The 25,722-nt window shown below is 72.6% G+C and carries 20 protein-coding genes; 13 read left to right on the top strand and 7 right to left on the bottom strand.

The genetic code is table 11. The features are described 5' to 3' along the window. Window positions 1–105 precede the first annotated feature (105 nt). From ACWGI6_RS03905 to ACWGI6_RS03880, 6 genes are all read left to right on the top strand, one after another. A complete protein-coding gene (locus ACWGI6_RS03905; protein WP_453265984.1) occupies window positions 106–3,294 on the top strand; it encodes a non-ribosomal peptide synthetase in 3,189 nt (1,062 codons plus the stop codon). Continuing rightward, entirely contained in the window at window positions 3,291–5,234 is a 1,944-nt protein-coding gene (locus tag ACWGI6_RS03900; RefSeq protein WP_453265983.1) for a non-ribosomal peptide synthetase, read from the top strand. The genes ACWGI6_RS03905 and ACWGI6_RS03900 overlap by 4 nt, the downstream gene beginning before the upstream one ends. Before the next feature lies 1 nt (window position 5,235). Next, window positions 5,236–7,146, top strand: coding sequence for an amino acid adenylation domain-containing protein (locus ACWGI6_RS03895; RefSeq protein WP_453265982.1), 1,911 nt, complete (start codon window positions 5,236–5,238; stop codon window positions 7,144–7,146). Beyond that, complete coding sequence (locus ACWGI6_RS03890) at window positions 7,136–9,991, top strand: condensation domain-containing protein (protein ID WP_453265981.1); 2,856 nt, start codon at window positions 7,136–7,138, stop codon at window positions 9,989–9,991. The genes ACWGI6_RS03895 and ACWGI6_RS03890 overlap by 11 nt, the downstream gene beginning before the upstream one ends. A gap of 382 nt (window positions 9,992–10,373) precedes the next feature. Further along, on the top strand, window positions 10,374–11,612 hold the full coding sequence (locus ACWGI6_RS03885) for a cytochrome P450 (RefSeq protein ID WP_453265980.1): 1,239 nt from the start codon (window positions 10,374–10,376) through the stop codon (window positions 11,610–11,612). A 417-nt stretch (window positions 11,613–12,029) separates the two neighbouring features. After that, a complete protein-coding gene (locus tag ACWGI6_RS03880; RefSeq protein WP_453265979.1) occupies window positions 12,030–12,536 on the top strand; it encodes a mycothiol transferase in 507 nt (168 codons plus the stop codon). Window positions 12,537–12,571: 35 nt separating this feature from the next. Here ACWGI6_RS03880 and ACWGI6_RS03875 read toward each other — a convergent pair whose 3' ends face one another. Further along, window positions 12,572–13,075 carry a metallophosphoesterase family protein gene (locus tag ACWGI6_RS03875; RefSeq protein ID WP_453265978.1) on the bottom strand — a complete coding sequence of 168 codons (504 nt, stop codon included), beginning with the start codon at window positions 13,073–13,075 and terminating at the stop codon, window positions 12,572–12,574. A 62-nt stretch (window positions 13,076–13,137) separates the two neighbouring features. Continuing rightward, entirely contained in the window at window positions 13,138–13,959 is an 822-nt protein-coding gene (locus ACWGI6_RS03870) for an SDR family oxidoreductase (protein WP_453265977.1), read from the bottom strand. A 213-nt stretch (window positions 13,960–14,172) separates the two neighbouring features. On the opposite strand from ACWGI6_RS03870, the gene ACWGI6_RS03865 reads away from it, so the two are divergent. Further along, window positions 14,173–14,676: a hypothetical protein gene (locus ACWGI6_RS03865; RefSeq protein ID WP_453265976.1), complete on the top strand. Its 504-nt coding sequence runs from the start codon at window positions 14,173–14,175 to the stop codon at window positions 14,674–14,676. A 177-nt stretch (window positions 14,677–14,853) separates the two neighbouring features. Here ACWGI6_RS03865 and ACWGI6_RS03860 read toward each other — a convergent pair whose 3' ends face one another. After that, complete coding sequence (locus tag ACWGI6_RS03860; protein ID WP_453265975.1) at window positions 14,854–15,396, bottom strand: GNAT family N-acetyltransferase; 543 nt, start codon at window positions 15,394–15,396, stop codon at window positions 14,854–14,856. A 101-nt stretch (window positions 15,397–15,497) separates the two neighbouring features. Here ACWGI6_RS03860 and ACWGI6_RS03855 point away from each other — a divergent pair, with 101 nt between their 5' ends. After that, the gene (locus ACWGI6_RS03855) at window positions 15,498–15,893 is read left to right on the top strand and encodes a thiol-disulfide oxidoreductase DCC family protein (RefSeq protein ID WP_453265974.1); all 396 of its coding nucleotides are present in this window, start codon (window positions 15,498–15,500) and stop codon (window positions 15,891–15,893) included. A gap of 112 nt (window positions 15,894–16,005) precedes the next feature. Here ACWGI6_RS03855 and ACWGI6_RS03850 read toward each other — a convergent pair whose 3' ends face one another. Then, window positions 16,006–16,737, bottom strand: coding sequence for a L,D-transpeptidase family protein (locus ACWGI6_RS03850; protein WP_453265973.1), 732 nt, complete (start codon window positions 16,735–16,737; stop codon window positions 16,006–16,008). Window positions 16,738–17,067: 330 nt separating this feature from the next. Here ACWGI6_RS03850 and ACWGI6_RS03845 point away from each other — a divergent pair, with 330 nt between their 5' ends. The 3 genes from ACWGI6_RS03845 (at window position 17,068) to ACWGI6_RS03835 (ending at window position 19,456) form a co-directional block, all read left to right on the top strand. Then, window positions 17,068–17,547 (top strand): EF-hand domain-containing protein, encoded by a 480-nt coding sequence (locus tag ACWGI6_RS03845; protein ID WP_453265972.1) that lies wholly within the window; start codon window positions 17,068–17,070, stop codon window positions 17,545–17,547. A 231-nt stretch (window positions 17,548–17,778) separates the two neighbouring features. Then, window positions 17,779–18,081 (top strand): hypothetical protein, encoded by a 303-nt coding sequence (locus ACWGI6_RS03840; RefSeq protein ID WP_453265971.1) that lies wholly within the window; start codon window positions 17,779–17,781, stop codon window positions 18,079–18,081. A 682-nt stretch (window positions 18,082–18,763) separates the two neighbouring features. Continuing rightward, entirely contained in the window at window positions 18,764–19,456 is a 693-nt protein-coding gene (locus ACWGI6_RS03835) for a transglycosylase family protein (protein WP_453265970.1), read from the top strand. A gap of 177 nt (window positions 19,457–19,633) precedes the next feature. Here ACWGI6_RS03835 and ACWGI6_RS03830 read toward each other — a convergent pair whose 3' ends face one another. Further along, window positions 19,634–20,071 carry a CBS domain-containing protein gene (locus ACWGI6_RS03830; RefSeq protein WP_453265969.1) on the bottom strand — a complete coding sequence of 146 codons (438 nt, stop codon included), beginning with the start codon at window positions 20,069–20,071 and terminating at the stop codon, window positions 19,634–19,636. 261 nt (window positions 20,072–20,332) lie between these two features. Here ACWGI6_RS03830 and ACWGI6_RS03825 point away from each other — a divergent pair, with 261 nt between their 5' ends. After that, complete coding sequence (locus tag ACWGI6_RS03825) at window positions 20,333–22,363, top strand: M3 family metallopeptidase (protein WP_453265968.1); 2,031 nt, start codon at window positions 20,333–20,335, stop codon at window positions 22,361–22,363. A 100-nt stretch (window positions 22,364–22,463) separates the two neighbouring features. Here the strand turns inward: ACWGI6_RS03825 and ACWGI6_RS03820 are convergent, their stop codons facing one another. Further along, entirely contained in the window at window positions 22,464–23,081 is a 618-nt protein-coding gene (locus tag ACWGI6_RS03820) for a maleylpyruvate isomerase family mycothiol-dependent enzyme (protein WP_453265967.1), read from the bottom strand. A gap of 159 nt (window positions 23,082–23,240) precedes the next feature. Here ACWGI6_RS03820 and ACWGI6_RS03815 point away from each other — a divergent pair, with 159 nt between their 5' ends. Further along, window positions 23,241–24,242, top strand: coding sequence for a LysR family transcriptional regulator (locus tag ACWGI6_RS03815; protein WP_453265966.1), 1,002 nt, complete (start codon window positions 23,241–23,243; stop codon window positions 24,240–24,242). Here ACWGI6_RS03815 and ACWGI6_RS03810 read toward each other — a convergent pair. Continuing rightward, window positions 24,221–25,681 carry an SDR family NAD(P)-dependent oxidoreductase gene (locus tag ACWGI6_RS03810; RefSeq protein ID WP_453265965.1) on the bottom strand — a complete coding sequence of 487 codons (1,461 nt, stop codon included), beginning with the start codon at window positions 25,679–25,681 and terminating at the stop codon, window positions 24,221–24,223. The two genes, ACWGI6_RS03815 and ACWGI6_RS03810, sit on opposite strands and share 22 nt — an antisense overlap. Window positions 25,682–25,722 lie beyond the last annotated feature (41 nt).

The following is a 25,722-nucleotide window of genomic DNA, read 5'->3' as shown; positions in this document are numbered from 1 at the left end:
CGCCAGACCCGCCGCGCGATCCGCGGTCCGGTCTGCGCACCCCAGGCCGGGCCCGACCACGCCCCGGCCGGAGAAAACCCGCCCCGACAACCTCAGGGATCGCCCATGCTTCCGCTCTCCTCCTCGCAGGAGATCGTCTGGCTGCACGAACAGGTGCAACCGGGCAGCCGCGCCTACAACTTCACCGCCGCACTCGACCTGTGGGGCACCCTCGACACCGACGCGCTGCGCCACGGACTCACCGCCGCACTCGACCGGCACCCCGGCCTGCGGCTGGAACTCGTCGCCGTCGCCGGGGCGATGCCGGGGCAGCGGGTCGCGGAGGGCTGTGTGCCGCGCCTGCACACGGTGGATCTGAGTGGGGAGGCGGACCCGGAGAGCGCGTTCCAGGACCTGCTGCGCACCGAGGCGGAGACCCCGCTCGACACCTTCGAGGCACCGCTGCTGCGCTGGACGCTGGTGCGGCTCGCGGACCACCGGCACCGGCTCATCCATGTCGAACACCATCTGATCCACGACGGTCACTCGTTCGCGATCCTGCTGCGCGATGTGTTCAGCGTCTACCGGGGCCACGTCCTGGGCGAGCCGGTGGAGCTGCCGTCCGCGCCTTCGTACGCCGACCATGTCCGGGCCCGCTCCCGGGACGAGGCGACCGGGGAGCGCCGTGACGGTCTGGAGTTCTGGGCCGGTGAACTGCGCGAGATGTCCTACGACATGCCGCTGCCCGGTCTGACCCGGCCCGGCTCCCGGCGCCGGCACCACGGCGGTCAGCTGCGGCAGTCGATCGGTGCGGATCTGACGGAAGCGCTGCGCGGCCATGCCCGGGAGCGCGGTCTGACGCCGTTCGCCACGCTCCTGGGGCTCTTCGCCGAGCTGCTGCGCCGGCACAGCGGCCGCTCGCAGATGGTGATCGGCACCGCGGTCGGCAACCGCCCGCGCGGTTTCGAGGGCACGGTGGGCATGTTCGTCAACACCATCCCGCTCGCGCTCCGGCTGGACCCGGCCGCCCCGGCCGAGGAGTCCATGGACGAGGTGACCGACACCCTCATCCGTGCGCTGCCGCACCAGGAGGTGCCGATCCAGGAGCTGACCCGCGCGCTCGGCCTGCACACCTCCGGCGCCGACAACCCGCTGTTCAGCGTCATGTTCAGCGCACACGACGCCGAGTTGCCCGAGATCGACGTCCCCGGTCTGGACATCACCCTGTTCGAGGGCTTCAACACCGGCACCACACGCTTCGACCTGGACGTGGTGCTGCTGCCCGACGACCGGCGCGGGGTCGGCCCCCGGCACGGCGCGCCGGGGATGACCCTGGTCTGGGACTACGACGCCGACATGTTCGGCGAGGACGTGGCGAAGCTGCTCGCCGGGCGGTTCCTGGACCTGCTGCGGGCGTATCTCGACTCGCCCGGCACCGCCCTTGCGGATCTGGCGCCGCCGGCGTCACCGCAGGCCGTCCCGGCCGTCGCGCCGCCGGCGCCGGAACACGATCCGCTCGACCCCGCCACCGCCCACGACCCGTCCCTGCCCGCGCTGCTCACCGGTGCCCGCCGGATCACCTACGGCGACCTCGATGCTCAGGTCACCTCGCTGGCACAGCGGATGCGGGCGGCGGGGGTGACCGCCGGGCAGCCGGTGGCCGCCGTGCTGCCCCGCGGCGCCGACTCGGTCGTGGCGCTGCTGGCCTGTCTGCGGACCCGGGCGGTGTACTGCCCGCTCTCGCCGTCCGACCCGCCGGCCCGGCTGGAGCTGCTGTTGGGCCGGCTGGGCCCGGCGCTGGTCCTGACCTCAGCTGACGCGGCCGTCACCGTTCCCGACGGGCTGCCGACGGCCACGGTCGACGCCCCGGTCCTGCCGCCGGCGCGGGCGGCCGAGGTCGTGCCCGGTGCCGCCTACCTCATTCACACCTCCGGATCGACCGGCATTCCCAAGCCCGTCGCCGTCGGCCGCGCGGCGCTGGAGAACCATCTGACCGGCGCGGCCGGCCGGTTCGGCCTGGGCCCGGGTGACCGGGTGCTGCTGTTCGCCCAGCCGTCGTTCGACGTGGCCCTCGAAGAGGTGCTGCCGTCGCTGTACGCCGGGGCGTGCCTGGTCGCCCCCGAGCGCGAGGTGCCGACCGGCGCCGAGCTGGCCGCACTGCTGGTCGCCGCCCGCGTCACCGTGGCCAATCTGCCGACCAGTTACTTCCTCGCCACCCGCGAGGAGATGCGCCCCGTGCTCCGCGACGGCCACTGGGCGCCGCGGCTGCTGGTGCTCGGCGGCGAGCGCCTCCCGGCGGACGTGATGCGCGCGTTCCTGGCCGACAGCGACAGCACCGTGCTCAACGTCTACGGCGTCACGGAAGCCGCCATCAGCTCCACCGTCCACGAGATCACCCGGGACGGTCTCGCCGACGCTGCGGAGATTCCGCTCGGCACCGAGCTGCCCGGCGAACGGATCCATGTCCTGGACGCACACCACCGGCCGCTGCCGGAGGGCGCGGTCGGTGAACTGGCCATCTCCGGAGCCGGGTTGGCCGAGGGCTACGTCGGCAACCCCGAGACCACCGCCGCTCGGTTCCTGCGCGTCGAGGCCCTCGGCGGTGAGCGGGTCTACCTCACCGGCGACCTCGGCTACCGCGGCCGCGACGGGCTGCTGTACTTCCTGGGACGACGGGACCACCAGATCAAACTGCGGGGCTACCGCATCGAACTGGAAGAGGTGGAAGCCGCCGCCTCGGCCGCGCTCGGCGGCCGGTCCTGCGCCGTCGTCCTGGACCGTGAAGCCCCGGGCGGACCCCGGCTGGTCGGCTTCCTGGAGAGCGCGGACGACAGCGAGTCGTGGGACGAGCAGGCGTTGCACACGGAGCTCAGCCGCCGGCTGCCGAGCGCCCTGGTACCGGGGCGCTGGGCACGGCTCGACACCATGCCGCGGCTGGCCGGCGGCAAGCCGAACCGCGTCGCGCTGACCCGCCGGGCCGCCTCCCTGGAGCCGGCCGCCCCCGTCGAGGAGAGCCATGGCGCGCCCGCGCAGCTGCCCGCCGATCCGATGACGGAGCTGCTCGCCGAGGGCTGGCGGGAGGCTCTGGGCCACAGCCGCTTCGACGCGTCCTCGGACTTCTTCCGGGCGGGCGGTCACTCACTGCTCGCCGCGCAGCTGGCGGCCTGGCTCGAACCGCGGCTGGGGAAGCGTCCGCCACTGCGGCTGCTGTTCCAGAACCCGGTGCTGGCCGACCAGGCCACCGCGCTGGCGGCCGTCGGCCCCGCCGCCGTGCCCGCTTCCGCCGCTTCGACCACCGTGACGGAGTCCCGATGACCCAGCCGATGACCGCCCGGACGGCGGCACCGACGACCACCGCCGGCACCCGACGGCCCACCCCGGACAGCAGCACGCTCAGCGTCGCCCGCGCCGACGCCCCGGCGACCGACGGCGCGAGCGCAGTGCTCGCCCTGTTCGAGGAGTGGACCCGGCGCTCCCCCGAGGCTCCCGCGGTGATCGACGGTGCCCACAGCTGGACCTACCGGCAGATCGGCGCCGCAGCCGACGAGGTCGCACGGACGCTGCGCGACCGGGTACGGCCCGGAGACCTGGTCGGCGTCTGCCTCGACCGTTCGGCCGCGCTGGTGGTGACCGCCGTCGCGCTCGCCAGGATCGGCGCCGTCTATCTGCCGCTGGGCCCCCGCCCCGGTGAGCGCCGCACCGAAGCCGTCACCGAGGACCTGAACGTCGTCTGTCTGATCGGCGACCCCGAGGTCCTGCCGCCCCGGCACCGGACGGCCGGCCATCTGCCGCTGGCGCTGCCCGGCGAGGGTGCCAACGCCACCGCCACGGTGGTGGCGGCGTTCGCCGCGCCCGGTGCCACGGCCCGTTCCGCGCCCTCCGGGGCGTTCTACGCCGTGTTGACCTCCGGCTCCACCGGCCGCCCCAAGGCGGTGGCCGTCGGCGAGCCCGCGCTCGGCGCGCTGTTGGGCTGGTATCGCGCCACGAGCGGTCTGGCCCCCGGCGACCGGCAGTCCCTGCTGATCGGCGTCGCGTTCGATCCTCATCTGCTGGAGCTGTGGGCCGGGCTGACGTCCGGGGCGGCTCTGGTGCCCGCGCCGGACGAGGTCCGCTGGGACCCGGTGGTGCTGGCCGACTGGTGGCGGGAGTCCGCGGTGTCGGTGGGTGTCGCGGCCACCCCGATGGTGGAGCCGCTGCTGGAGCGGCCCTGGCCCCGGGATCTGACGTTGCGTCATCTGTTCGTGGGCGGTGACCGGATGCGCCGCCGGCCCGGCACCGACGTGACCGCCACCGTCCACAACGCCTACGGACCGGCCGAGGCCACCGTGGTCTCCACCGTGTACGCCATGCACGGCACGGACAGCGCGGCGGGCACGGAGTCCGCGCCGCCGATCGGCCACCCCCTCCCGGGCGTGACCGTGGTCGTCGCCGGCCCGGACGGCCGGCCCGTCGCACGCGGCACGGAGGGTGAACTCCTCATCGGCGGAAGCGGTCTGGCGCTCGGCTACCTGGACCCCGAACTGACCGCGCGCCGCTTCCTGGCCGTCCCCGAGGGCCTCGATCTGCCGGGAGTGGAGCGCCTGTACCGCACCGGAGACCGGGTGCGGATGCCGGCCGACGGGGAGCTGGAGTTTCTCGGCCGCCTCGACGACCAGGTCAAGATCAGCGGTGTACGGATCGAACCGGCCGAGGTGGAGGCCGCGTTCGAGCAGGACCCGGCGGTCCTCGGCGCCGTCGTCACCGCGCCGCGTACCGCCGACGGCCACACCCGCCTGGTGGCGTACGTACGGGCGGCGGCCGGCGCCGTGCTGACCGCGGACGCGCTGCTGCCGGCCGTACGCGCCTGGCTGCCGGAGCAGGCGGTGCCCTCGGACGTACGGATCGTGGACGCCTTCCCCCTGGACGCCAACGGCAAGGTGGACCGGGCCGAGCTGACCCGGCAGGCGGCCGCCACCGCCGAACCGCGTCCCGGCGACGTCCCCGCGCACGACGACCGGTCCGCCGACGCCACCCCCGGCGAGCGGCTCGTGCTGAGCGCCGTACGCGATCTGCTCGCGCGGCCCGGGACCTCGCTGACGGAGAACTTCACCGAGGCCGGCGGCACCTCTCTTCTCGCCGCCCGGCTGCTGACCGTCATCGAGAAGGAGAGCGGTATACGGCTGCGCGCCCCCGAACTGCTCCGCCAGCCGGACCTGCGCGCGGTGGCCCTGCTCGTCGACACCCGCCGCGCCGCCCGGCAACCGGCGGGAGCCTGAGATGACCACCCGCACCCCGCACTCCCCCGCTACCCGGAAGGAAGGCCCCGTGCCCACCGAAGGCACCCCGAAGGACGAGCGCACCCCGTCCGGCTCCGCGCCCGCCCCGGCGGCCGGACGGCCCACGCCAGCGGCCGGCCTGACGGCCCTCGTGGCATGGCATGCCGCACGGACCCCGCAGGCCCTGGCCGTGGCGGACGGCGACACCACGCTCACCTACGCGCAGCTCGTCTCCTCGGCCCGTGGGCTCGCCGCCCATCTGCGCGAGCACGGCGTGCGCCAGGGTGACTCCGTAGCCCTGCTGATGCCGCGCTCCGCGCGCACGGTCGTCGCCCAGCTCGCGCTGTGGTGGGCGGGCGCCGTGTGCGTACCGCTCGATCCGGCACATCCCCGCTCCCGTTCCGAGGCACTGGCCGCCGACGCGGGCGCGACGCTGACCGTCGGCGACAGCAAGCTCCTCGAATCGGCGGCTCCCGCCGGCGCCACCCTCGCGCTGCCCGGCGAGCCGCTGGTGGACGGCGACCCCGCCCCCGGAGCCGAACTCGCCCCGGACGCAACGGCGTTCATCATGTTCACGTCGGGCTCGACCGGCCGGCCCAAGGGGGTGGCGGTCCCGCACAGCGCGATCGCCGAGCTGGTCACCGATCCGGCGTACCTCACCCTCACCTCCCGCGACCGGGTGCTCTTCCACTCGCCGATGACCTTCGACGCCTCGACGTTCGAGATATGGGGAGCCCTGGCCAACGGCGCCGCCGTGGTGGTGTGCACCGCCGAGCGCCCCTCGTTCGAGGACCTGGCCCGGCACGTGGAACGCCACGGCGTCACCGTCGCCTTCTTCACCACCGCGCTCTTCCACCAGCTGGCCGCCCGCCGCTCCCGGGTCTTCTCGCTGCTGCGCACGGTGATCGTGGGCGGCGAGGCGCTGTCCGCGCACCATGCCGGTGAGGTGCTCCATGCCTTCCCCTGGCTGGAACTGGTCAACGGCTACGGGCCGACCGAGGCGACGACCTTCACCACGGCCCACCGCGTCACCGCCACCGACTGCGACGGCCAGGTGCCCATCGGCCGGCCGATCGCCGGCGCGACCGTGCACCTGCTGGACGACGGGGGCCGGCCGGTCCCGGACGGGCAGCGCGGCGAACTGTGGATCGGCGGCAGCCGGCTGGCGCACGGCTACACCGGGCAGCCGCACCTGACCGCTGAGCGCTTCTGCCACCACCCCGGGCCGGGGCGGCTCTACCGCACCGGCGACCTGGTCTCCCGGCGTCCGGACGGCACCCTCGACTTCCACGGGCGGACCGACGACCAGGTGAAGATCCGCGGCTTCCGGATCGAACCGGCGGAGATCGAACACGCCCTGCGGGAGCAGCCCGAGGTGGCGGACGCGGCCGTCACCGTGCACCGCCCCTCTCCCGACGACGCCCGCCTGGCGGCCTTCGTCGTGGCCTCGCCCGGACCGGTGCCCCGCCCCGGCACCCTGCGGGACCGGCTCGCCGCCGTCCTGCCCGCCCATCTGATCCCCGACGAGATACGGCTCGTGGACGCGCTGCCGCTCACCGCCTCGGGGAAGGTCGACCGCCGCGCGCTGACGGATCTCGTCACCGCGGACGGGCCCGATGCGCCGGCCGGGCCGCTGAGTCCGCTGCAGCAGGCCGTCGCCGAGGTCTGGGGCCGGTCGTTGGGCCGTGACGTCACACGTCCGGATGCCGACTTCCTCGCGCTGGGCGGTCATTCCCTGCTCGCGCTCGCGGTCACCGACGACCTCCGCGAGGAGCTCGGCGTCGAGCTGACGCTCGCCGACTTCTTCGCCGCCCCCACGGTGGCGGGGCACGCCGCGCTGGTCGAGCGCGCCCTCCTCGCCGCGCACAGCGATCTGCACCCCGGCACCCCGGAGGACACCGATGGCCACTGACACCCCCGCCGCCGCGGCGTTCCAGGAGGAGTTGCTGCGCCGGGCGCGCTCCCGCGCCGCCCGCCCCACCGCCGCCCCCGCGACCGTCCGGCAAGGACCCGCGCCGCTCTCCCACGCCCAGCGCCGCATGTGGCTGATGGACCGGCTGGGCCACGGTGACGCCTCGTACAGCGTGCCCTTCGCTACCCGGCTGCGCGGCCCGCTGGACCTGGACGCGCTGGCCGCCGCGCTGACGTCGCTGGTACGCCGTCACGAGATTCTGCGTACCCGCTACGGGCAGCAGGACGGTGAGCCGTACCAGGAAGTGCTTCCGGCTCCGGAGGCGCTCGCGCTGCGCGTCGTGGAGTCCGACGCGGACGGCTCCGCCGCACTGCTGACCGAGGAGGCGCACCGCCCCTTCGATCTCGCCGCCGGTCCCCTTCCGCGCGCCCTGGTCCTGCGGCACGGGGAGCAGGATCACACGGTGTTGCTGACGTTCCATCACATCGCCATCGACGGCGCCTCGTTGGATACCGTCGCCGGGGAACTGGCCCGGGTCTACTCGGCCGCCGTCCAGGGCACCACCCCCGAGGAGCAGCCGGAGCCTGCGCAGTACGCGGACTTCGCGCGCCGCGAGCAGGCGGCCGCCGACCGCCTCGAAGAGGGCCTGAGCCTCTGGGCCGGCCGCCTCGAAGGCGTCTCCCCGCTGCGTCTGCCCCGCCCCGCGCAGCCGCCCGCCGACACCGGAATCCGCCCGGCCGGCACACACACCGCTCCGCTCGACCCGCGGGTGCCGGCCGCACTGCGCGAACTGGGACGGCAGCACCGGGCCACCCTGTTCACCGTGGCGCTCGCCGCGTCCTTCGCCGCACTGCACCGCTTCACCGGCCAGGACGACCTGGTGATCGGGGTCGCCGGCACCCACCGCCAGGGCGCGGACGTGCGCGGTCTGGTCGGACTGTGCGTCAACACCCTCCCGGTGCGGGTGAACGCCGCCGGCGACCCGTCCTTCACCGCGCTGCTGGAACGCGTGCGGGAGGCGCTGCTGGACGCCCAGCAGCGCCGCGAGATCCCCTTCGACCTCATCCTGGAGCGCCTCGGCGCCGCCGCCCGCGACACGGACGGGACGGCACTGATCCGGGTGACCGCGGACGTCCTGGGCGCACCCGCGACACTGCGGCTGCCGGGCACGGTGGACGAGTATGTCGAAGTCGGCGCCGGCGAAGCCAAGTTCGACCTCTCCTTCGGCATGGTGGACACCGACGCCCCCGCCGGGATCGTCCAGTACAGCCGGACCGCACTGGACGAGGAAGCGGCGGCCGCTCTCGGCGCCCACTACGCCGCCCTGCTCACCGCGGTGGCGGACGAGCCGGGCCTTCGGCTGTCCCGGCTTCCCGGTGCGCCACCGGCACCTCGGAGCGAACCGGGCGGGCACCCGGCCGAGGTGCTGCTGCGGTCATACTCCGAGGTCGCCGAGGCGGCAGTGGTCGCACCGGCCGGCGGCCCGCTGCTGGCGTACGCCGTACTGCGCGGCATCGGCGGCCCCTCACCCGCCCAGCTCCGCTCCCGTCTGCGCACGGCGCTGGCCGCGGAACTGGTACCCGCCGCGGTGACCTTGCTGGACACCCTGCCGCGTACGGCCGGCGGTGCGGCGGACCCGGCCCGGCTCCCCGGGTTCCCGTCGGCCCCGGCACCGGAAGGCGCGCGCGCCGACGCCGTGACCGAAGGATTCACCGCTCTCCTGGGCCACTTGCCCGGACCGGACGACGACTTCTTCCTCCTCGGCGGCCACTCACTGATCGCCGTCCAGCTCGCCGAGCGTCTGCGCCAGGCGCTGAAACTGCCGCTGACCGGCCTGGACATCCTGCAGGCCCGCACCCCGCGCGCGGTCACCGCCCTGTTGGACGCACGTGCGGCGGAGCGTGCCGCCGCGCCCTCGGCCGCCCCCTCCCGCCCGCGGCGTTCACGCGAGGGCACGGTCCTGGTCACCGGCGGCACCGGCGGGGTCGGCGCGTTCGTGCTGCGCGAACTGGCGGCCCGGGGACGTCCGGTACTGGCGCTGGCCCGCCCGGAATCCGCGCATCTGGTCGCCACGGAGGGCGTGGACGTCATCGAGGGCGACCTCACCGACCTGGACGGCCTGCGCAAGGCCGTCGACGGCGCCGATGCGGTCATCCACGCGGCCTGTACCTTCACCCGTCCCGAGGTCGATGTGACGGCGATGGCCGCGATGGTCGGCGCCTGGTCGCGCGGCCCGTTCGTCTTCGTCAGCAGTGTGGACGCCTATGGACACCCGGACGGCGAGTGGGTGGCCGAGGAGTCCGCCCCGCGGCAGCCGCTGAGCGGGTACGGACAGGCGAAGATCGACTGCGAAGGGCTGCTGCTGCGGGCGGCCGGCGCCCAGGGCCGGGGCGGCGCGAGCGCCGTCCGTTCCCCGCTCGTCTGGGGGCCGCACCACCGGCTGCGGGACCAGTTGCGCTGGGGTGCGACCGGTGTGCTCTACCAGGCGGCGCGGGAGGGCCGGCCCATCGACCTTCCGCGGCCGGGTACGCAGGGGAATGCGTGGTACGGCGCGGCCTGGGTGCATGCCGCGGCCCTGGCCCGGGCCGTGGTCTCCGGTCTGGATTCCCCCGTGCACGGTGTCGCCAACGCCATCAGCGGACACCTCTCCTGGCGGGACCTCGCCACCGGGCTGACCGAACTGCTCGGCAGCGGCAGCGAGATCCGTGAGACGGACGAGGTCCATCCGGACCTGAACCACCGCTGGCACTACCACGCCGACCGGCTGGCCCCGTCCCTGCGCGCACGGCCGGACGAGGACTGGCGCTCCGTACTGGCCGCCATGGTCGACCCGTCCGAGCAGTGAGCGGCGTGGCGTGACGACGGGAGGACACCCGATGGCCCCCGGCCACCGGGTGTCCTCCCTCCGCCCGCCTGCCGCGACCCGCTCGGGCCCTGCCGGTCAGCGGCGGTCCACCGGTGGCCGAAGTCCTGCGTCCAGTACGCCTTGAGCTTCCCGCCGAAGACGACAGCTGCCCCGTGGCGCGGGAGGAGCAGCCGAGATTGTCGGCCCGGTGCCCCCGGGCCGGCGATCACGATCTCTATGGTTAAGCCTGATGCCCCCTGCGCCGCAGCGTATCGGCGCACACGAGACCGTATCCGCAGGGAAGTCGCTCGGATCGCCCAGGACACCGCGGTCGCGCACCCGCGGAGGACACCGCACCCGCCGATCCGCCCGAGGAGAAACGATGACCCACATCGACACCACGGCGCCGCTGCCCTCGCTCCAGGATCTGCTCGACCCACGGCACCAGGCCGACCCCTACCCCCTCTACTCCCGTTGGCGGACGCATGCGCCGGTCGCGCGCATCGATGATCAGCTGATGGTGCTCAGCCGGTACGAGGACTGCGCCGCGGTGCTGCGGGACACACGGTTCGGACACGCCGAGGCCGACGATCCGCGGTTCACCGGCGAGCGGGCCCGGCCGGCTTCCAAGGTGCTGGTCGACGACGACGGCCGGCCCGTACGGGGCTTCTTGAATCTGAATCCGCCCGACCACACACGGATGCGCTCCCTGGTCTCCCAGGCCTTCACCCGGCGCCGGGTGGAAGGTCTCACGCCGCGCATCGAAGAGCTCGCCACCGAGCTGTTCACCGCCCTGGAGTCCGCCGAGGGGCCCGTCGACCTGATCGAGGACCTGGCCACTCCGCTGCCGGTGGCGGTGATCAGCGAACTGCTCGGTGTCCCCGCAGCCGATCGTCAGCGGATGCTGGAGTGGTCGCACGCGGTGGCCCGCGCCCTGGTCCCCGACTTCCTGCTGCCTCCCGGAGCCGCCGAGCAGGAGGCGCAGGCGTGGCGCGAGTTCACCGACCACCTGCGCGGACTCGTCGCCGAACGCCGCCGCTCGCCCGGCGACGACCTGCTCTCGGCGCTGGTCGCCGTGCACGACGACGGTGATGCGCTCACCGAGAACGAGCTGCTGGCCACCTGCACCCTGCTGCTGATCGCCGGCCACGAGACCACCGTCAACCTCATCGGCAACGGCACCCTCGCCCTGCTGCGCCACCCTGACCAGCTCGACCGTCTGCGCAGCGACCCGAGCCTCATCGCACCCGCGGTGGAGGAGCTACTGCGCTACGACTCACCGGTCCAACTCGTCGCCCGCTTCGCCCTGCAGGATGCCGAGGTCGCCGAGGTGCCGGTCGAGCGCGGCACCACACTCCTGCTCCTGACCGGTGCCGCGAACCGCGACCCCGCCGCGTACGACCACCCCGACCGCCTCGACGTGGGCCGCGCCCCGCGCCATCTGTCCTTCGGCCATGGCGTCCACTTCTGCCTGGGCGCTCCGCTCGCCCGCCTCGAAACCCAGATCGTCCTGCCCCTGCTCCTGCGGCGCGCCCCGAACCTCCGGCTCGCCGGTGAGCCCCGGTGGAAGGACCACATCACCCTCCGCGGCCTGAGCAGGCTCCCCGTCTCGCTCGGATGACGCGAGGACCGCCCTCCCGGCGGCCTCTTCCCCAGCGGCGGTGGGCGGCACCTCGCACCTCCCGGCACTTGCGTACGTGCCGGAGCAGGCAACGGCGCAGCCCCTCAGCGCTGTCCGAACGCCCCCTGCACATAGGGCGGGCTGCCGCAGAGCGCCCGCGGGCGGGCGGCCGTGCCGGAACGTGCCGCCGGCGGGGCGCACGCCGCCCGTCCGATCGAGTTCGCCGGGCCGGGAAAATCCCGTCTCTCGGCCTGCCCCGCACCGATTCCTGCGGACGGCTTGCGACCATGGGCGAGCTGCCGGGGCTGACGCCCTCCGGGTGCCTGACCGCCACCGGAGCGCGACACATCGGTCAACCGGTACCGGTATCCGCGGAACTTCCGCGCGAAGACCTCCGTCGCCGCAAAGGAGCCCTGAATGAACGCCAGCACGGATCTGCTTGTCGACGCCTTCGGACGTATCCGTGAGGTCGTCGAGGACACGGTCACCGGGCTCGACCCCGACGAGCTCAGCACCCGCCCCGACGACGCCAATTCGATCGCCTGGCTGGTCTGGCATCTCACCAGGATCCAGGACGATCACGTCGCCGGGGTGGCGGACACCGAGCAGATCTGGACCTCGGACGGCTGGTACGACCGCTTTGGACTCCCCTTCGCGCCCGACGACACCGGCTACGCCCACTCCAGCAAGGACGTGGCGGCCGTACGCGACCTGAGCGCACAGCTCCTGACCGACTATCACGGCGCTGTCCACGACAACACCGTGCAGTACCTCGCCGGGATCGACGACAAGGACATGAAGCGCGTCGTCGACCGCGCCTGGACACCGCCCGTCACCCTGGGAGTCCGCCTCGTCAGCGTGCTCGCAGACGATCTGCAGCACGCCGGACAGGCCGCTTACGTCCGCGGCCTGCTCGGTCTGTGAGAACCGGTCCGGGCCCCGCAACGGTCACCGCGGCCTCACCCCCTGCGGGGCAGACGGTGCAGATCCACCGCGGCGAGCCGGCCCGCCGCCAGCTCCGCCGTCATGTACGTGCAGTACGGCTGCCGGCGGCGGTCGGTCGGCGAACCCGGATTCAGCAGGCGCAGCCGGCCGTCCGCCGTGGAGTCCCAGGGGATGTGGCTGTGCCCGAACACCAGCACATCGAGCTCGGGGAACCGTTCGGCGCAACGGCGCTCCCGCCCCTGCGCCGAGCCCGTCTCGTGCACCACGCCGAGCCGGACTCCCGCCAGTTCCGCATGCGCCACCTCCGGCAGCCGAGCCCGCAGCTCCGGGCCGTCGTTGTTGCCGTACACCCCGATCAGCCGCCGGGCACGGGCCTGCAGCAGGTCCAGCGTGGCGGTGTCGACCCAGTCACCGGCATGCACGACGACATCGGCGCGTGGCACCTCGTCGAGCAGCTGTGACGGCAGCGCCTTGGCGCGCTTGGGCACATGGGTGTCGGAGATGAGCAGGAGTCGCACGGGGGCCTTTCCTCTGCTGCGCGTGCTGTGCTCGCGGACGCGGGCGGGTCAGGGCGGGACGGTCAGCGTTCCTGGGCGGTCGGCCGCACCGCGATCTCGTTGATCGCCACATGCGGCGGCTGAGTGACCATGAAGGTGATGACGCGGGCGATGTCCTGGGCCTGCAGCCAGCTCTCCGGCGGCAGCCCGTGGGCCGATGCGGCCTGGGAGCCGCCACGTGTCATCTCCGTCCCGGTCATGCCCGGCTCGACGAGTCCGACCCGGACCTGCCGTCCGGTCACTTCCTGGCGCAGCGCCTCGCTGAAGGAGCACACCGCGTGCTTGGTGGCCGAGTAGACGCTGTTGTCCTTACGGGGCACCCGGCCCGCGACCGAGCTGACGGTCACCAGGTCGGCCACGCCCCGCGGCCCCTCGTGCGCCGCGCGCAGCAGATGCGGGAGTGCCGCGTGCGACATCCGCAGAACCGCCGTGAAGTTGAGGTCGACCATCCGCTCCCAGTTCTCGGGATCGCTGTCCTCCACCGAGCCGCGCACACCGAAGCCCGCGTTGTTCAGCAGGACGTCCAGCCGTCCGAAGTGGTCGACGGCCTCCTCGACGGCCCGCCGTGCCTGCGTCGTGTCAGTGAGATCGGCCGTCAGGGCGAAGGCTGAACCGCCCAGTTCACCGATCGTCTCCGTGAGCTGCTCCAGCCGCTCGGTACGACGGGCGACCAGTGCGAGGGAGCAGCCCTCGCGGGCCAGCGCCAGGGAGGCGGCCGCGCCGATACCGCTGGAGGCACCGGTCACCAGCGCCACACTGCCCGACAACGCCTTCCGGTCGCCGCCGCCTGCTCCGGCCCCGTCCTGACGCACCGTCATGGAATGCCCGGCCTCTGAGCTGCCCATCGTCGTCCTGCTCCTCCCGCTCGATCTCTTCGGCCCGCAGAGGCCGAATCCCGCTCCGCAGACCCGTACCCCGCCCGGCGCCCGCCGTCCCTCCCCTCCGCCATCTGGCATGTGCGCTCCGTCCTCCGCCGACACCCGCCCGCGGACGCGGTGCGTCCGCCCGGACAGCGGGTATTACCCACGGGAACCCCCCTTTGGCTCTGGGAGCTGCTCATGAAGCACACCCATCCCCTGCCCGGCGACATCGGACTCACCCAAATATCCGGCGCCACCGGCCAGTTGATCCGCTTCGGACAGTGGATCAACGGAGACGGCTTCGCCGACTACGAACACGCCTTCCTCGTCCTGCCCGACAACCGGCTACTGGAGGCCGAGCCGGGTGGCGCCCGCATCGTGCCCCTCACCACCTACGCCGACGCGGACGTGGTCTACGTCTGCCCGGAACGGCTCACCGAGCGGCAGCGCGCCGACATCTGCGCGGCCGGCACCCGCTATGCCGGGGTGCCCTACAGCTTCCTCGACTACCTGGCGATCGCCACGCACCGGTTCCACCTGCCCGTTCCGGGGCTGCGCCGCTATGTCGCCAGCACCCGGCACATGATCTGCTCCCAACTCGTCGACCAGTCCTATCAGGACGCCGGTGTGCATCTGTTCGCCGACGGCCGCTGGCCCGGCTATGTGACGCCGATGGCCCTGTACCACCTGCTGGCCCGCTGACCCGACCACCCGGCACCGTCCGTATACGGACCCGGGTACGGGCACGAATGCGCCCGGCGGCACGCACGGAACAACGCCCCCGCCGGGCGTGTCACGGAGTACGGCCGTACGTCACCCGCGTCGCCCTCCTCCGTGCGACGCCGCGTGGTGCCGTACCGCTCGCGGCCGCTTCCTCGTTCACCACCCGGTCTCCGCCCCACCGCCCGCTGCACTCCGCTGCCATCTCGTCTCGCCGTCCCGCTCATGGCCGGTGGGGCGGAACCCGGCAGCGGCGGCGACGGCGGCAGAGGCACGGTGGTCCGGGTGGATATGGGCGACGAGGGTCTGCACGGGCTGTTCGCGGAGCCAGCCGACGAGCCCCCGGGCCGCTTCGGTGGCGATGCCGCGACGCTGCCGGTCCGTCCCCACCACCCAGGCGACCTCCGCTACATTTCCGTGGTCGTCGGCGGTGACCGTCGCCTGGACCGTGCCTGCCAGGCAGCCCTGATCGCGGACCTGGATCACCCAGTTGCACCAGGTGACAGCGGGGTCGGGCGAGCCGGCAACCAGCCGTTCATGGCGGGTGCGCAGCGCCTGCGGGGTCGCCGGGGCGCCGCCGGTGAAGGTGTGCAGGTCAGGATCGGACAGCACCGCGGCCAGTTCCTCGGCATGGTCGACCCGCAGCGGCAGAAGAGTCAGCCGGCCGGTGTGGATGATCTCGGTCTCCATGGCGAGCGGCATCCGGCTCCTCCCCCGGGCGACGCACCGCTCCGCAGCTCCTCGTGGTGGCGGCTCGCCTATCATTGTGACTGCCCGGACACCGGAGCGGAGGCTACGGGACGATGCAGCGGCAATCCGTACTTGTCTATGACGGCGACTGCGCCTTCTGCACATCCTCGGTCCGGTTCGCGGAGCGGCGTCTGCGGCCGCGCTGTGCCGCGACGCCCTGGCAGTTCACCGACCTCGTACGGCTCGGCATCACTCAACAACGCGCCGAGCACGAGGTGTTGTGGGTGACCCCGGCCGGATCCGTCCACGGTGGCGCCCAGGCTGTCGCCAAGCTGCTGATGAGCGCACGCGGCGGATGGCCGGTGGTGGGCGCACTGCTCATGCTTCCGCCGGTGCGGTGGGCCGCCCAGGGCGCGTACCGGATCATCGCGAACAACCGTCAGCGGCTGCCGGGCGGTACGGCGGCCTGTGCGCTGCCGTCCTCCCGGAACGGCCGGAACCGGTCATAGCGCGTCCGGCCGGACGGAGCCGGTCCGGCGTGCGGACGGCTCGGCGCCCGGTGGCGTTCGCCATCGGGCGCTTCTTCCCTCCGCAGCGCTGCCCGGCCTGCCCGGTCCGGGCTCAGGTTCCGGACTTACGGCCGTAGACGTAGACGTCATCACCGTTCTTGAGCAGGGACCAGTACTTCTTGGCGTCGTTGCTGCGCATATTGACGCAGCCGTGCGAGCCGGGGGCCGACCAGACGCTGCCGCTGATGGAGTGGAAGGCCTGGCCGCCGTCGAAGAACTGGCTGTACGGCATGGCCACGTGGTAGATCGTCGACACGTGGTGCAGGTTGCGCCAGTAGATCTTCTTGGCGCCGGTGCGGGTCTCGTACCCGTCGCGGCCACTGCGGACCGGTACCGGCCCGAACACCAGCTTTGACCCGTCCTGGATCCAGCTGAGCTGGCGGGTCAGGTCGACGCAGGCGATCCGGCCCTTGTCGGTGGGGCACTTATGTGCCTTGTTCGGGTTGTTCCCGGCCGCCTTCTGCTGCGCCACGAGGCTCATCACGCCCCAGGTGACGGGGCCTGCGTAGCCGATGTTCGGGGTGATGCCATGGCTGGTCTGGAAGTCACGGATCGCCCGGCAGTCCGCTGCCGACTGCCGGCCGTCCACCGGACGCCCGAGGAACTTCTCGGCCTGCTTCTGGTACGGGCCGCGGCTCGCGGTGCAGGACGACGCGGTGGCGGCCTGGGCCGTGGAGCCGAAGGCCACCGTCAGCGGAAGGGTCAGCGCCGTGAGGGCGGCCGCCGCGACTGCCCGGCGGCCGGCGCCGCCCCGCCGTATCCGCAGGTTCAGTTGTCTTTTCATGCCCCGTAGGACTGTTTGCCCGACCCGTCGGTTGCAGGCGTGACCGACCCGAAATATCTGATAGGTCACGCCATGGCCCGACAGGGTGCGGCACGCCCCGGCAGACGGGAGATTGTCCGGCCCTCCGCCGGGGGTGACGGCCGCGTTTACCGCACCGCCCCGCCCGGATCCCGCCCGCCTCCCCAGTGGCGCGTACCCGAACACACCCCGGTCGATGACGCTCCGCTATCCGATCGCCACTTACTGTGCTCATGGCGGGCGGTCGCGGCACCCCGCGCACGGTCGCCTCTCCGGGCTCCGCCGGGAGCCCACCTCCAGAAGGGACCACACATGATCACCGATGCCCTGCGGACCGAGTACGAGCACCGCTTCGCCACGTACGACACGGATGGCGACGGCTACCTGACCGCACAGGACTTCACCGAGCGGGCCCGCGTACTGACGAAAGCGGTGGGCGAACCGGAGGAGTCCGCCAAGGCGCAGGCATTGCGGGCGGGGATGCGTCACACCTTCGATGAGCTCGCCGCCCTGGCGAACGTGGACGGTTCGGGCCGCCTGGACCGGGAGCAGTTCGTCGCCGCGTTCGCGCGGGCCGGCGAGTCGGGGATGCTCGGCAGGGTCGTGGGGCCGTCGGTCGCCGCGACCGTCGCACTGGCCGATGCCGACGGGGACGGTGTGGTCAGCCTGGCGGACTTCACGGCCGTGCACCGCGCGGCAGGATACTCGGCCGCCCAGGCGGAGGCGGCCTTCACGGCGCTGGACGATGACGGCGACGGGCGGCTGATGGTCGACGCGTGGCAGGCGCCGTGAGCGTGTAGGCGTCAGCATCGTCGACGGGCCGCGTTCCCGGACGAGCGGTGCGCCGGTTCATCGCACCGGACGGTCGGCCCGTCGCCGACGGGTGCCGTCGGCCGCCGCCACTCCCCCAACACCCTTGTGTTGCAGGCCACATGAAGTGGTGTCATACGGGCACGGGGGCCCGTTCGTGTCCGAAGTGAGGGGCTCGCAAGGGGCTCTGACGCTGCAGGGAAAGGACATCACATGCGTAACGGGCGAATTCTCACCGGCGCCTTCGCTGCCGCCACGCCGGCGGTGGTCGGACTGGGCGCCACCCAGGCCAGTGCCGCTGCGGGGGCGGCGAGCGCCACCCCTGCCGCTTCCCACGCACAGCACCAGCAGAAGCCGACGGACGGTCCTCCCGGAACCGTCTGGACCGGCAAGAAGTTCTGGACGCTCAGCGATTGCCAGGCGGCAGGTACCGACCTGGTGGCCGGCGGCAAGTGGGCCGACCCGTTCTGCGACGGCTCGGGGCTCCAGTACGACCTGTGGGCCAGGCCCCTGTAATTCCCCACGTTCCCAGGGGCTTTCGCTCCCTCGCTCCCTCAGCTCCAGCAGACCGGCCGGCTGCACGGTGAGGGGCGGGCGGTGAGCGCACGGCCCGAAGAGCCGGACGACTGCCGATACGGCGGGCGTCCGGCTCTTCCGCTGGTGCTGCCCGCCGGGTCCGGCCGGCCTCCCGGACGACAGGGCCGGCAACGGGGACCGGCGGCAAGGCCGTACGGCGGCGCGGTTCGCGCCGCCGTACCCGTGCACGATACGCCGTTGCGCCAGGGCAGAACGGGCCGTTGCACTGCCGGCAGCCCGTGCGCGGTGCATGCGGACCTGCGCAGCGCGTGCATCGAGTGCGCCGGTTGCGCTCGGCGGACACCCCCGGGCCGGGCGGGTGATCGCCGGATACAGGGGGGTGATGCGCCTGCGGTATCACGGGTGCGCCCCTGCCCGTCTGAACAGGTCCGCACGGCACAAGCACGGCCGCGCTCCGACGGCAAGGGTGCAGGCCGACCCGTGGCGGCGCTACCGCGCGCTCTGCCGGGGCGAACTCGGGGCGTGGTTGTCTCTTGCCCGTCAAATTCATGGCGCCGCACGGAAACGCGGTTCGAGCACCATGCGAACGCGAACGCCGAAAAGCGCCAGGAATCCTGAATGACCGCCAGGCAACTGCGCGGCGAGCGACGGGAGTAAGGGCATGGAATTTCCGCAGGCATCGGCATCGCCTGCCCGGAGTGAATTCCGGGGCTATGGCGTCCGGGGCATCACGGCAGCGGCAGTCCTGCTCGCGGCCGGCACGCTGAACCTGGCGTCCGGGCAGTCCGCCGAGGCCCGGTCAGGCGGGGCCTGGGACCGCCTGGCCGGGTGCGAGAGCGGAGGGAACTGGCGTACCGACACGGGCAACGGGTTCTCCGGAGGGCTGCAGTTCGCCCACTCCACCTGGCACTCCTTCGGCGGCGGTGCCTACGCGTCACGAGCGGCGCGGGCGACCCGGTCCCAGCAGATCCAGGTGGCGGAGAGGGTACTGGCCCGTCAGGGCTGGGGCGCCTGGCCGGCCTGCTCCGCGTCGCTGGGACTCAACTCGGCCACCGCGCACCGCACTCCGCGGAGCACCACAGCGCGCCCGGCACCGCAGCGGCAGGCAGACCCGTCGGCCCGGGCGCGGGCCCGCCATCCGCAGTCCCATGAGAAGCGATTCAAAGTGGGACGCCATCGGAGTACCGGCGGCTCGGTCGTCGTCAATGCCGGCGACACGGTGAGCGGCCTCGCGTATGCACACGGCCTCGGCTGGCAGGAATTCTACCGGCTGAACCGGAAGGTGATCGGGGCGAATCCGCATCTGATTTTCCCCGGTACACGGCTGGCTTTACCACACTCCGCCGCCCACTGAGCGCGTAACGGAATAGCGGGGATTCCCGGGCCCGCCGCCAGGGGAATTCCGCTGATGCTCCGCGCTTTCACACCGCGGTGGCTCGTCGGAGGGGACGGGCCACCGCGGGACGCGGTGGTGGGGCCGACGTGGCCTGTGCCGACGCCGTAGGTGCGTGCCGTCGCGGGGACCGGCGCCTCAGTCGGCGGTCGCGTACACGCGGTTCGCGAACTCCGCGATCTCCGCGTCGCTGAGGTTCTTGGCGAGGTTGGCCTCGGTGATCATTCCCACCAACTGGTGGCCGCCTTTGACGTCGATCACCGGCAGGCGCTTGATGTGGTGGTCCTCCATGGTCCGCAGCACCTCGGAGGCGTCCGCATCCGCGTCGATCCAGTGCAGCTTGCCCCCCATGGAACCGGCCTGCACCGTCGCCGGGTCGATCCCTTCGGCACAACAGGTGACGACGATGTCGCGATCGGTGATCATACCCATGAGCCTGTTGTTGTCACCGCAGATGGGTACGCAGCCGACGGACAGGTCCCGCATCATCTTCGCCGCATCCATCAGCGACTCATGTGCACCCACACAGTGCGCTCCGCTGGACATGATGTCGCGGGCTCGCAGCTTGCTGGCCATGATTCCTCCTGTCGCAGGAGTGGTACTTGCCTCGCTTCGATCACACCACGAATGGCCCCACGACGCTCCCCGGCGATGCTGCCCCGGCGGGGCGGGATCGCTCGTCAGCCGGGGCGGCGCGAGGGCACGGAAGACGACGGGGACCCGCATCCGCCTCGCGGCCGCCGCCGCACGTTCCGGGTGTCAACTACCCGCGCACACAAGCGTCATCATGGGACGACTGCGGGACCGGACCTCACCCCGGGCGTAGTGTCAGCCTCTGTGACCCTATCGAATCCTTTCTTCGAGCCGAGTGATCTGCCCTACGCCTTGCCGCCCTTCGCGCAGATCAGGAACGAACACTTTCTGCCTGCCTTCGCACGCGGAATGGCCGACCAGCTGGCCGAGGTGGCGGCCATCGGTGCCGACGCCGAGCCGGCGACCTTCGAGAACACCGTGGAGGCGCTGGAGCGCAGCGGCGCGGTCCTGGGCCGGGTGCGCAGGGTGTTCTTCAACAAGGCGGCGACGGATACCGACGAGGAGATCCAGGCGATCGAGGTCGAGATCGCTCCCCGGCTGGCCGCCCATGACGATGCGCTGCTGCTCGACTCCGCGCTGTTCGCCCGGCTGGACGCGCTCTTCGGCCGGCGTGAGCGGCTCGGCCGGGACCCGGAGCAGCTGCGGCTGCTGGAGCGGCACCACACGAGCCGGGTCCGGGCCGGCGCGCGGCTCGCCCCGGAGCAGCAGCAGCGCCTGCGCGAGCTGAATGCCGAGATCGCAGCCCGGTGCACCGAGTTCGGGCAGAACCTCCGGGCAGCCACCTCGGATGCTGCCCTCGTACTGGACCGTGCCGAGGAGCTGGCCGGTCTGCCCGCGGACCAGATCGCGGCCGCCGCCGCGAACGCCCAGGCACTGGGGCACCAGGGCAAGTTCGTGCTCAGCCTGAAGAACTTCTCCCACCAGACCGAGCTCGCCGCTCTGGACGACCCTGCGCTGCGCGAGCGGCTGCTCGCCGCCTCCCTCGGGCGTGGCATGGACAGCAACGGCCCGGTCGCCGTCGCCCTGGCCACCCGGCGTGCGGAGCGCGCCGCCCTGCTCGGCTACCCCAGCCATGCCGCCTGGGAGGTCGCGGACCGGACCGCCGGCACCACGGACGCCGTCGAGGAACTGCTCGGCCGGCTGGTCGCTCCCGCCACCGCCAATGCCGAGCGGGAGGGTGCGGCCCTGGCCGAGGCGGCCGGCGTTGCGGAGATCCGCGCGGCGGACTGGCAGTACTACTCCGAGCGGGTGCGCAAGGAGCGGTTCGCGCTCGACGCGTCGGTGCTGCGGCCCTATCTGGAGCTGGAGACCGTGTTGCACGACGGTGTGTTCCATGCCGCCGAGCTGGTCTACGGGATCACTTTCACCCGGCGCCCCGACCTGGTGTCGTACCACCGGGACGCCCGCATCTACGAGGTGCACGACGCCGACGGCAGCCCGCTCGGCCTGTACATCGGCGACTTCCACGCGCGCGAGTCCAAGCGGGGCGGCGCCTGGATGGACGCGCTGGTACCGCAGTCCCATCTGCTCGGCCACAGGCCGGTGGTGGTCAACAACCTGAATGTCGCCAAGCCCCCGGCAGGCGAGCCGGTACTGCTGACCTGGAGCGAGGTCAACACGCTGTTCCACGAATTCGGGCATGCGCTGCACGGCCTGTTCTCCGACGTGCGCTACCCGCTGCTGTCCGGGACCCAAGTGCCGCGCGATTTCGTCGAGTTCCCCTCCCAGGTCAACGAGATGTGGGCGGACTGGCCGGAAGTGCTGGCCCACTACGCCCGGCACCACGTCACCGGCGAGCCGATGCCGGCCGAACTGCCGGCCCGGCTGCGCGAGGCGGAGACGTTCGGCGCGGGCTTCCGGATGGTGGAGCACCAGGCCGCCGCGGTGCTGGACTGGGCCTGGCACTCCCTTTCCGCCGATGGCGACGCCCCGGGGGCCGACGAGGCCGAGGCGTTCGAGGCGGCCGCGCTGGAGCGCTACGGGCTCGCGATGTCCACGATCCCGCCGCGCTATCGCACCGGCTACTTCGCCCATATCTTCAGCGGCGGCTACGCGGCCGGGTACTACGGCTACCGCTGGGCCGAAGTGCTGGATGCCGACACCGTGCGCTGGTTCCGCGAGAACGGGAAGACGATCCGTGAGAGCGGTGAGGTCTTCCGCCGGGAACTCCTCGGCAAGGGCGGCAGCGTCGACCCGCTCGGGGCCTTTCGCGCGGTGGTCGGGCGGGACCCGGAGCTCGGGCCGCTGCTGGCGCGCCACGGACTGGACGACTGATCCCCGGAGACCGTGCATGAGGGCGCCGCGGCCCGCTGGTGCCTGACCGGCGGCTGCTCCGTGGTGGGGCGGGAGCGGCCGCCGTACCGTTCGGCCGGGCTCAGCCGGCGGCGAACCGGTGGTGCCGCTCCCCCTGGAGACGGCCCGGCGGGAGCTTACGGCCGTACGCGACCAGCAGCAGGTCCTGGGCGGCGCCGGACAGTGGCGTGCCGCTGCCGAAGGACCAGTCGAGGTCGTCGGCGCGGAGCTCGGTACCGGTGAGGTCGGCGCCGAAGAATCTGGCGGTCCGGAGGGTGACCTTCTCCAGGAGGAGGCGTATCCGGTCCTCGGGAACGCGCCGGTCGAGGCCGAGGGCGACCGTGATGTCCAGGCCGTGCACCACGTCGTGCGCCAGCGCCGACGCGAGGCCGCCGACCGGTGGCTTCCAGGGGTGATGCGCGTTGTCCCGGAGGAAGTCGGCAAGCTCACCCGTCGATGCGGCGGCCGCGTCCCTGCGGGCGCACCGGTCGGTCATCCGGTGGAGATTGCCGCCCGCTCTGACGAGTTCGACGGCCGTCTTGGAGAGCGAGTAGCGGAACCCCATCGACATATGGGCCGCGACATGCCGTACCCGCCACCCCGCGCAGAGCGTCGGCGCCTCCCACTGCTCGGCCGTCAGACCGTCCAACAGGTCGGCCAGTTCCCGGCGTTCGGCCGCGATCGCCGCTTCGATACTCATCTGTGTACTCCTCCCGAACCCGTAGACGTTCTCCTCCGGCAATCAGCCATCGGCGTTCCCGCTCGGGATTCGTCTCTCGAACTGCCTCTCACCCAAGGGTCTTGGCACCTTCGTCATAAGTCCAAGAGCTTGCTGTTCTCCTCTCTAGAATCAGCAGTTATGGAACTTCGGCAGCTGCAGTACTTCGTCGCTGTGGTGGAGGAGGCCAACTTCACCCGTGCGGCCGCCCGGCTGCATCTGGCGCAGCCAGGGGTGAGCGCCCAGATCCGGCAGCTCGAAAGGGAGTTGGGGCAGCCGCTCCTGGACCGCTCCGGCCGATCGGTGACCACGACGGAGGTGGGCGAGACCGTCCTCGCGTATGCGCGGGCCGCGCTCGCTGCCGTCGAGGAGATACGGCAGACCGTGGACGAGTTCAGCGGGCTGCTCCGCGGCCGGGTACGGGTCGGCCTGGTCTCGGGCGCCGGCACCCGCAGATTCGATCTGGCTTCGCTGCTGGCCGACTTCCACGATGCGCACCCGCAGGTCGAGATCTCCCTCATCGAGGACACCTCGGAGCGGATGCTCGCCGCACTGCACGGCGGTGCGCTCGACATCGCCGTGATCGGGCTCGCGGCCGAGGAACCGCCGCCGGGCCTCTCCTGCCAGGTCGTGGTCGACGAGCCCCTGGTCGCCGCCGTCGCCCCGGGCGACCCCCTCCTGGCGGGGCACGCCGACCGTACGAGCGTCCCGCTGGCCGCCCTCCGCGATCGCCCGTTGATCAGTCTGCCGCGCGGTACCGGTCTGCGCGGGGTACTGGAACGCGCCTGCGCGGAGGCCGGAATCCGGCCCCGCGTCGCCTTCGAGGCAGCCGCCCCGCAGGTGCTGGCGCGGCTTGCGGCCCGTGGCCTCGGCGTCGCCGTCGTCCCGGCGCTGCCGGCGGACGAGGCGTCAGCCGCCGGGCTGCGGACGCTGGAGATCACCGCGCCGCGGCCGCGTGGCCGGGTCGCGCTGACCTGGCGGACGGAGGGGCCCGCCGGCCCCGCGGCCAGAGCCCTGCTGGGACGGCTGCGTGCCGGCCTTCCCGTCCCGCGGACCCGCCGGGAACCACCGGCCGGACCGCTGACCGGGAACGCCCGGCCCGCGGCGGCAGGCGGTCCGGATCACCAGGCCGCGGGCGCGTAGTCCTTCAGGAAGCAGCCGAACAGGTCCTCACCCAGCTCGCCGCGGACGATCGGGTCGTACACCCGGGCCGCTCCGTCGACCAGGTCGAGGGGAGCGTGGAAGCCCTCGTCGGCCAGTCGCATCTTGTCGGGGTGCGGGCGCTCATCGGTGATCCAGCCGGTGTCCACGGCCGTCATGAGGATGCCGTCGGTGTCCAGCATCTCCCGGGCGCTGGTCCGGGTGAGCATGTTCAGCGCCGCCTTGGCCATATTGGTGTGCGGATGCCCGGCGCCCTTGTAGCCGCGGCTGAACTGGCCTTCCATGGCCGAGACGTTGACCACGTACTTGCGGCGTGCGGGGGCCGCCGCCATCGCCGGGCGCAGCCTGCTGACCAGCAGGAAGGGTGCGGTCATATTGCACAGCTGGACTTCCAGGAGCTCGACCGGGTCGACCTCGTCCACCTTCTGGATCCAGGTGTTGGTCGCGTGCAGATCCGGTACGAGGCCGCCGGCGTCGATCGCGGTGCCCGCCTCGATCCGCGCGGGCGAGGCGGAGCCGGTGGTGAGGGCGAGGGAGGTGAGTTCCTCGGCGCTCAGCGCGCTGTGCGTGGCGGATGCGGCGGTGAGGGCGGCGGGAGCGCCGCTGCCGAATCGGCCGAGGACGACGGAGGCGGGCAGTTCCCCGGCGGGCAGCGGGGCGGACTCGGCGGCGATCAGCTGCCCGTACGCCTCGGGAGACCGGCGGACGGTCTGGGCGGCATTGTTGATCAGAATGTCGAGGGGGCCCTCGGCGCTCACCGAGTGGGCGAGCGCGATGACCTGGGCCGGATCACGGAGATCGATTCCGACGATCTTCAGCCGGTGCAGCCACTCCGCGCTGTCCGGCATCGCCTTGAAGCGACGGACGGCGTCGCTCGGGAAGCGGGTGGTGATGGTCGTGTGGGCGCCGTCGCGCAGCAGACGGAGGGCGATATACATGCCGATCTTGGCCCGGCCGCCGGTGAGCAGTGCGCGCCTGCCGCTGAGGTCCGTGCGGGCGTCGCGGCGGAACCGGTTCTCCTTGGCGCAGGGCGGACAGAGCTGGTGGTAGAAGGCGTCGACCTCGACGTAGCGGGACTTGCAGGTGTAGCAGGACCTGGGCCGCTCCAGGATTCCGGCGATCTCCGTGGTCACGGAGCTGGTGAGGGCCAGTCCCTGTGTCTCGTCGTCGATCCGGCCGGGCGCACCGGTGGCCGTGGCCGCGGTCACGGCCCTGTCGTTGGCACTCTTGGCCGCCCGGCGTTCCTGCCGGCGGCGCTGCTTCACCTTGCGATAGATGCCGGCGGTGGCGCGCCGTATGGCGATCGCGTCCGGGTGGTCGACGGGCAGCGCGTCGAGCTCCTCCAGCACGCTCAGGCAGACCGCCATCCGCTCCGAGTCGATACCCGTGCCATCGGCCCGGCCTGTTTCGGTCACCGTCATCGCCGCTGCCGCTTCCCTGGGATCGTGTGTTCTATTCAAGC

Source organism: Streptomyces sp. NPDC054786, from assembly GCF_053611685.1.
The sequence above is the reverse complement of the archived record's forward strand: the minus strand, read 5'-3'. Positions and strand labels throughout refer to the sequence as shown.

What these genes read in the sequence shown, in the direction of transcription:
- ACWGI6_RS03885 (WP_453265980.1), top strand. Translation starts at nt 10,374, where the DNA reads ATGACCCACATCGACACCACGGCGCCGCTGCCCTCGCTCCAGGATCTG.
- ACWGI6_RS03890 (WP_453265981.1), top strand. Translation starts at nt 7,136, where the DNA reads ATGGCCACTGACACCCCCGCCGCCGCGGCGTTCCAGGAGGAGTTGCTG.
- ACWGI6_RS03900 (WP_453265983.1), top strand. Translation starts at nt 3,291, where the DNA reads ATGACCCAGCCGATGACCGCCCGGACGGCGGCACCGACGACCACCGCC.
- ACWGI6_RS03870 (WP_453265977.1), bottom strand. Translation starts at nt 13,959, where the DNA reads ATGGGCAGCTCAGAGGCCGGGCATTCCATGACGGTGCGTCAGGACGGG.
- ACWGI6_RS03850 (WP_453265973.1), bottom strand. Translation starts at nt 16,737, where the DNA reads ATGAAAAGACAACTGAACCTGCGGATACGGCGGGGCGGCGCCGGCCGC.
- ACWGI6_RS03865 (WP_453265976.1), top strand. Translation starts at nt 14,173, where the DNA reads ATGAAGCACACCCATCCCCTGCCCGGCGACATCGGACTCACCCAAATA.
- ACWGI6_RS03905 (WP_453265984.1), top strand. Translation starts at nt 106, where the DNA reads ATGCTTCCGCTCTCCTCCTCGCAGGAGATCGTCTGGCTGCACGAACAG.
- ACWGI6_RS03840 (WP_453265971.1), top strand. Translation starts at nt 17,779, where the DNA reads ATGCGTAACGGGCGAATTCTCACCGGCGCCTTCGCTGCCGCCACGCCG.
- ACWGI6_RS03810 (WP_453265965.1), bottom strand. Translation starts at nt 25,681, where the DNA reads ATGACGGTGACCGAAACAGGCCGGGCCGATGGCACGGGTATCGACTCG.
- ACWGI6_RS03830 (WP_453265969.1), bottom strand. Translation starts at nt 20,071, where the DNA reads ATGGCCAGCAAGCTGCGAGCCCGCGACATCATGTCCAGCGGAGCGCAC.
- ACWGI6_RS03880 (WP_453265979.1), top strand. Translation starts at nt 12,030, where the DNA reads ATGAACGCCAGCACGGATCTGCTTGTCGACGCCTTCGGACGTATCCGT.
- ACWGI6_RS03845 (WP_453265972.1), top strand. Translation starts at nt 17,068, where the DNA reads ATGATCACCGATGCCCTGCGGACCGAGTACGAGCACCGCTTCGCCACG.
- ACWGI6_RS03815 (WP_453265966.1), top strand. Translation starts at nt 23,241, where the DNA reads ATGGAACTTCGGCAGCTGCAGTACTTCGTCGCTGTGGTGGAGGAGGCC.
- ACWGI6_RS03860 (WP_453265975.1), bottom strand. Translation starts at nt 15,396, where the DNA reads ATGCCGCTCGCCATGGAGACCGAGATCATCCACACCGGCCGGCTGACT.
- ACWGI6_RS03835 (WP_453265970.1), top strand. Translation starts at nt 18,764, where the DNA reads ATGGAATTTCCGCAGGCATCGGCATCGCCTGCCCGGAGTGAATTCCGG.
- ACWGI6_RS03895 (WP_453265982.1), top strand. Translation starts at nt 5,236, where the DNA reads ATGACCACCCGCACCCCGCACTCCCCCGCTACCCGGAAGGAAGGCCCC.
- ACWGI6_RS03820 (WP_453265967.1), bottom strand. Translation starts at nt 23,081, where the DNA reads ATGAGTATCGAAGCGGCGATCGCGGCCGAACGCCGGGAACTGGCCGAC.
- ACWGI6_RS03855 (WP_453265974.1), top strand. Translation starts at nt 15,498, where the DNA reads ATGCAGCGGCAATCCGTACTTGTCTATGACGGCGACTGCGCCTTCTGC.